5 protein-coding genes are annotated in these 6,565 nt (G+C 74.1%); all 5 read left to right on the top strand.

What is annotated here, in order from left to right; all coding sequences use genetic code 11:
* Positions 1-225: 225 nt before the first annotated feature.
* A complete protein-coding gene (locus tag ABZ810_RS16495) occupies positions 226-1,389 on the top strand; it encodes an alkaline phosphatase PhoX (RefSeq protein WP_358403730.1) in 1,164 nt (387 codons plus the stop codon).
* 72 nt (positions 1,390-1,461) lie between these two features.
* Positions 1,462-2,754: an SWIM zinc finger family protein gene (locus tag ABZ810_RS16500; RefSeq protein WP_358403731.1), complete on the top strand. Its 1,293-nt coding sequence runs from the start codon at positions 1,462-1,464 to the stop codon at positions 2,752-2,754.
* A gap of 389 nt (positions 2,755-3,143) precedes the next feature.
* Positions 3,144-4,631, top strand: coding sequence for a DUF5691 domain-containing protein (locus ABZ810_RS16505; RefSeq protein ID WP_358403733.1), 1,488 nt, complete (start codon positions 3,144-3,146; stop codon positions 4,629-4,631).
* On the top strand, positions 4,628-5,719 hold the full coding sequence (locus ABZ810_RS16510) for an AAA family ATPase (RefSeq protein ID WP_358403734.1): 1,092 nt from the start codon (positions 4,628-4,630) through the stop codon (positions 5,717-5,719). The genes ABZ810_RS16505 and ABZ810_RS16510 overlap by 4 nt, the downstream gene beginning before the upstream one ends.
* Before the next feature lie 2 nt (positions 5,720-5,721).
* Positions 5,722-6,565, top strand: an 844-nt coding sequence (locus ABZ810_RS16515; RefSeq protein ID WP_358403736.1) for a DUF5682 family protein, incomplete at its 3' end; no start/stop codon positions are given.

Here is a 6,565-nt window from a genome sequence, read left to right on the forward strand (position 1 = left end):
GGTCGCGTTCCGACGCCGATTGGGGAAACTCCACGCGAACGGAAACGGTGTGGGGCCCGGAGGCAGGGGGCACGCAAAGGCGGACAGCTCCCGTCAATTCCCCGTTCATCCGACTTACGGGTGCATGTTCAGGACCTTCTCTACTCTCAACGCGGTTCGGAAGGTCTCACCCTCCGCACAGCTTCGGCAACTGATCGTTCTCCTCACCCCCCACAGGAGTCCTCGATGGAACGCCGTACCTTCCTGCGCGCCTCGGCCGTCGGCACCGGCGCCGCCGCCTTCTCCGGCACGTTGTGGCAGAACGCCGCGCTCGCCGCGCCCGCCCAGAACGCCGCGTCCCCCTACGGGCCGCTCCAGGCCGCCGACGCCCGCGGCATCCAACTCCCCGCGGGCTTCACCAGCCAGATCGTCGCGCGCTCCCGGCAGACGGTCACCGGCACCTCCTACACCTGGCACGACGCCCCGGACGGCGGCGCCTGCTTCGCCGACGGCTCCGGCTGGATCTACGTGTCCAACTCGGAGGTCAGCGCGAGCGCGGGCGGGGGCGCGTCGATGCTCCGCTTCAACTCGGCGGGCACGGTGACGGCGGCGTCCCGGATCCTGTCGGGCACCAACACCAACTGCGCCGGCGGCAAGACGCCGTGGAACACCTGGCTGTCGTGCGAGGAGACCTCGACCGGCCAGGTCTGGGAGACGTACCCGTTCGGCGGCACCGCGGTCGCGCGGCCCGCCATGGGCCGCTTCACCCACGAGGCCGCGGCGGCCGACCCGGTACGCCGGGTCGTCTACCTGACCGAGGACAGGACCGACGGCTGCTTCTACCGGTTCGTGCCCACCACGTGGGGCGACCTGTCGTCCGGCACGCTCCAGGTGCTGCGGGCCGGTACGGCGACGTCCGGCTCGTTCACCTGGGGCACCGTCACCGACCCGGACGGCTCCCCCACCGCCACCCGCAACCAGGTGTCGGGCGCCAAGCGGTTCAACGGCGGCGAGGGGTGCCACTACGCCGGCGACACCGTGTGGTTCACCACGAAGGGCGACAACCGGGTGTGGCAGGTCGACCTGGCCGCCGGCACGTACGAGCTCGCCTACGACGACGGCCTGGTCAGTCCCGGGCCCGCCCCGCTGACGGGCGTCGACAACATCACCGGGTCGACCGCCGGCGATCTCTACATCGCCGAGGACGGCGGCACGATGGACATCTGCATGATCACTCCGGACGACAAGATCAGCGTTTTCCTCCGGATCGGCGGCCAGAGCGGCTCGGAGATCACCGGGCCGGCGTTCAGCCCGGCCGGAAACCGGCTGTACTTCTCGTCCCAGCGAGGCACGTCCGGCGCGTCCTCGGGCGGGATCACCTATTGCGTCACCGGCCCCTTCCGCACCTGACTCCGGAGACGTTCGCGGCACGCTTGGAAAAGTGCCGGGTGAATGTCGGACCCTCCCGATAGTTTCGACAATGTGAACGATCGATGGGGTCGGGAGCAGGTGCTCGGCCTGGCACCTGACCAGGCGTCGGCCAAGGCCGCCTCGAGCGTCGCCGTGCCCGCCAAATGGAGCGGCACGGGCGGCGACGCCGAGGCGGTCTGGGGCGAGTGTCAGGGCAGCGGTAAAAGCCTCTATCTCGCCTGCGCCGATCTGACCGAGCCCGCATTCCGGTGTTCGTGCCCGAGCCGCAAATTCCCCTGCAAACACACCCTCGGCCTCCTGCTGTTGTGGAGCGACGGCGCGGCCGGCGACGCGCCGCGTCCCGAATGGGCCGCCGAATGGCTCGCCACCCGCCGCGAACGCGCCACCGAGCGCAAGGCCGCGGCCGACAAGCCCGCCGCCAAGGACCCGCGCACCGCCGAGCGCCGCGAACGCCGCGTCGACGACGGGCTCGCCGAGCTCGATCAGTGGCTGCGCGACCAGGTGACGCACGGCCTGGCCCAGGCGGAGAAGGCCCCCTACCGGATGTGGGACGACGTCGCCCGCCGCCTGGTCGACGCGCAGGCCGGCGCCCTGGCGGGCCAGATCCGCGGGCTCGCCGCGGTGCCCCGCCAGCCCGGCTGGCCCGACCGGCTGCTGGAGGAGTACGCGCTGCTGCGCCTGCTCGTCCGCGCCCACCGGTCCCGCGACCGGCTGCCCGCCGGGCTCCGCGACACCGTCCGGTCCCGCGTCGGCTTCACCCTCACCCAGGACGAGGTGCTGAGCCAGGGCGAGCGCGTCCGCGACCGGTGGTACGTGGCGGGCTCGCACGACTCCGAGCAGGACCGGCTGACCACCCGCCGCGTCTGGCTGCGCGGCCGCGACACCGGCCGCCCCGCCCTCGTCCTCTCGTTCGGCGCCCCCGGCCGCCCCCTCGACGCGTCCCTGCTGGTCGGCACCGAGGTGGACGCCGACCTGGCCTACTACCCCGGCGCCCAGCCCCTGCGCGCCCTGGTCGCCGAACGCCGCGCCGCCCACCCGGCCACCCCGCCCGGCACGTCCATCGGCGCCTTCCTCACCGAGCACGCGGCCGCCCTGGCCCGCGACCCCTGGCTCGACCGCTGGCCGGCCGTCCTGCAAGACGTCCGCCTGGCCCAGTCCTCCCCCGACGACCTGCATATCGTCGACCCCGCGGGCGACTCCCTGCCGCTGCTGCGCCTCCCCGACCCGTGGCGCCTCCTCGCCGTCTCCGGCGGCGCCCCCTTCACCGTCGCGGGCGAGTGGACCCCGCGCGGCCTGCGCCCCCTGTCCACCTGGCACGAGGACGAGGGAGCCGTGATCCTGTGACCACCTGGAACGACCACGTCACCGCCGCCCTCCTGGGCACCCAACGCCGCCCGCCCCCGACCCTCGCCCTCTCCCCGGCCCCCCGACCGCAGGACGCACGGCCGCGCAGCGAGGCGCAGCCGAGTCCCGGGGCGCCGCAGGACGGCGACCCGGCGCCGGGCGCCGGCACACGGGCAAGCACCGGCACGGAGCCGGGCAGCGCGGAGCCCGGTCCCCAGGCGCAGCCAGGCGACAGGACACGGCCGACCGCCCGGACACAGGCAAACGCCGGGACACAGGCAACCGCCGGGCCGAGCAACGCAGAGCCGAGCAACGCAGAGCCAGGCAACGCCGATTTGGGTGTCGGGGTCGGTGAGGGCGGGGCTGGTCGGCTGCTCGATCAGGCGGCGGTGCTGACCGTTCGGCGCAGGGCGGGGCGGCGGGCGGACGGCCAGGACGGCGGGCCGGGGCTGATCGCGCCCGCCCCGGTGGAGGACGCCCCCGCCGTGCCACTGGAGGCTGCTGCGCGATTGGGCCGGATCCTGCGCGGGGAGCAGATCCGGGTACTGCCCGAGTGGCTCGAGGCCGCGGCGGAGCGGGGCCTGCGGGTCCCCGCGCGGTTGCTGCCCGAGCTGCTGGAAAAGGGACGCAGCGACCGGATGTTGCGGCCCGCGATCGTCAGGTCCGCCGGGCGGCGTGGCGTGTGGCTGGCGCTGCGCAACACCGACTGGGCCTATCTGGTCGGGTCGGGCGACGATCCCGGCGGCGGGCCCGACGTGTGGGAGACCGGCACGCGCAACCAGCGCGTCGCCCACCTGGCCCGGCTGCGCGGCACCGACCCCGCCCGTGCCCGCGCGGTACTGCGGGAGACGTGGGCCAAGGAGCCCGCACCCGAACGCGCCGCGTTCCTCGCCACGTTCGAGCACGGGTTGTCGGCCGACGACGAGCCGTTCCTCGAAGAGGCGCTCGAAGACCGCGGCAAGGACGTACGCCAGCTCGCGTCCGACCTGCTGGCGCGGCTGCCCGGATCGGCGTACGGGCGGCGCATGGCGGTGCGGGCCCGCGAGTGCGTGCGGGCCGAGGTCCGCACCATCAGGCAGCGCGACCAGACCTGGGTCGTGGTGGAGGCGCCGCACGAGCACGACGAGGACATGGCGCGCGACGGCGTGCCGTTCCACCCCACCGGCTCGTTCGCGCCGGGCGGCCGGGCGGGCGGCCCGGTCGGCGCGCGCGCCGGATGGCTCCGCGAGATCCTCGCCCGCACGCCGCTGACCACCTGGACCGACCTGTTCGGCCTGCCGCCGATGGAGATCGTCTGCCTGCCGGTCACCGACGGAGACGCCGACGGGAGCATGGGCCGCGCCCGCGACATGCACATCGGCTGGGCGCGGGCGGCACTGCGCCAGCGCGACGCCGGCTGGGCCCGCGCGCTGCTGCGCCTCGCCGTCGGGCCGCGGCAGGGCGTCGGCACCTACACCCGCGGTGTGGTGGCGGACGAGCCTGAGGCGCTGGCCGACCTGCTCGCCATCCTGCCCGCCGCCGAACGCGACCAGGCCGCGGCCGGGCTCGTCCGCTGGGTGGAGGGCAATCCCGACCTGCTGCGCGTTCTCGAACGCATTCCCGGCCCGTGGACGGGCGAGCTGGCCGACGCGGTGGTGGCGACACTGGCGACGGCGGCCGAACGTTCGTCCCAGCGGTACGAGCACACCCTCACCCAGCTGTGCCGGCTCGCCGACCAGCGGCTGGTCCCGGAGGCCGCGCCACGGCTCGAAGCCCTGGCCGACCGCCTCGGCGGCGACGTGACGGTGATCGCCGGCGCCGCCGCCACCCGCACGCTCAACGAACTGATCGAGACCCTGCGTTTCCGTGACGACATGCTGAAGGAGCTGTCCGAGTGACCCGAACCGACGCCACCGTGCTGCGGCCGCACGCCGAGCAGGAGTACGCCGGCGAGCTGGCCCGGCTGGCCGAGCACGACGACCGGCCGCGTCCGCCCGGCTGGCGTCTGTCGCCCTGGGCCGTCACCACGTACCTCCTCGGCGGCGAGCTGCCCGACGGCAGCACGATCAGCCCGAAGTACATCGGCCCGCGGCGCCTGATGGAGGTCGCGGTCGCTACCCTGGCCACCGACCGGGCGCTGCTGCTCCTCGGCGTGCCGGGCACCGCCAAGACCTGGGTGTCCGAGCACCTGGCCGCGGCCGTCAGCGGCGACTCGACCCTGCTCGTCCAGGGCACGGCGGGCACCGCCGAGGAGGCCGTGCGCTACGGGTGGAACTACGCCCGCCTGCTGGCCGAGGGGCCGTCCGAGCAGGCCCTGGTCGAGAGCCCGCTGGTACGCGCCATGCGCACCGGCGCGGTCGCGCGCATCGAAGAGCTCACCCGCATGCCCGGCGACGTCCAGGACACCCTGATCACGATCCTGTCCGAGAAGACGCTGCCGATCCCCGAGCTGGGCGCCGAGGTCCAGGCGCGCAAGGGCTTCACCGTGATCGGCACGGCCAACGACCGCGACCGCGGCGTCAACGAGCTGTCGAGCGCGCTGCGCCGCCGCTTCAACACCGTCGTCCTGCCGCTGCCCGAGTCGGTCGACGACGAGGTCGACATCGTCTCCCGCCGCGTCGACCAGATCGGCAGCGCGCTGGAGCTGCCCGAGACCCCGGCCGGGCTGGAGGAGATCCGCCGCGTCGTCACCGTCTTCCGCGAGCTGCGCGGCGGCCTGACCGCCGACGGCCGCACCAAGCTCAAGTCCCCGTCCGGCACGCTCAGCACCGCCGAGGCCATCTCCGTGATCACCAGCGGCATCGCGCTGGCCGCGCACTTCGGCGACGGCGTCGTACGCGCCGCCGACATCGCGGGCGGCATCGTCGGCGCGGTCGTCCAGGACCCGGTGTCCGACCGGGTCGTCTGGCAGGAGTACCTCGAGACCGTCGTCCGCGAACGACCCGAGTGGCTCGACTTCTACCGCGCCTGCCGGGAGGTCTCCTGACGATGGCCGTCGAGGTCTACGGGATCCGGCACCACGGCCCCGGCTCGGCACGGGCGGTACGCCGCGCCCTCGAAGCCTTCAAGCCCGACGCGATCCTGATCGAGGGCCCGCCCGAGGCCGACGCCCTCGTCGGCCTGGCCGCCGACCCCGGCATGGTCCCGCCGGTCGCCCTGCTGGCGTACGCACCGGGCAAGCCGGAGGGCGCCGACCGCCAGGCCGCCTTCTGGCCGTTCGCCGAGTTCAGCCCCGAATGGCAGGCGATCCGCCACGCCCTGGCCACCGGCGTCCTCGTCCGTTTCTGCGACCTCCCCGCCGCCCACCAGCTGGTCCCCACGGAGGGCCCGCCCCCCGACGACGCACAGACCGATCCCCCGGCCGAGACACCAGGCGTTGCTCCGGACAACACACCGGTCAACGCCCCGTCCCCCTCCCCCAACGGCACGCCGACCAACGCCCCGCACACCGCATCTGGCAACGCCACCAGCAGCACGCCGGAAAGCAGCCCAGACGAGGCGTCCGCCACCACGCCCAGCAGCGCACCGGTCGTCAGCACGCCAGACCAAACCGCAAGCGACATCCCAAGCACCAACCCAGGTGACGCCGCCACCACGCCCGGCAGCGCCACGAGCAGTACACCCGGCGCGACCACGGAGAACGCTCCGAGCGCGATCCCAGACGACGCCGCGACCACCACATCCAGCACCACCACCGGCAGCACGCCAAGTGCCGCAACGAGCGATGCCACAGGCACCAGCCCGGGTGACACCGCCACCACGCCCAGCACAACCACAGGCAGCGGCCCAGACAAGACCGCCGCCACACCCGGCACAGCCACAGGCAGCAGCC

The organism is Spirillospora sp. NPDC047279 (genome assembly GCF_040643285.1).
Lineage (GTDB): Bacteria > Actinomycetota > Actinomycetes > Streptosporangiales > Streptosporangiaceae > Spirillospora.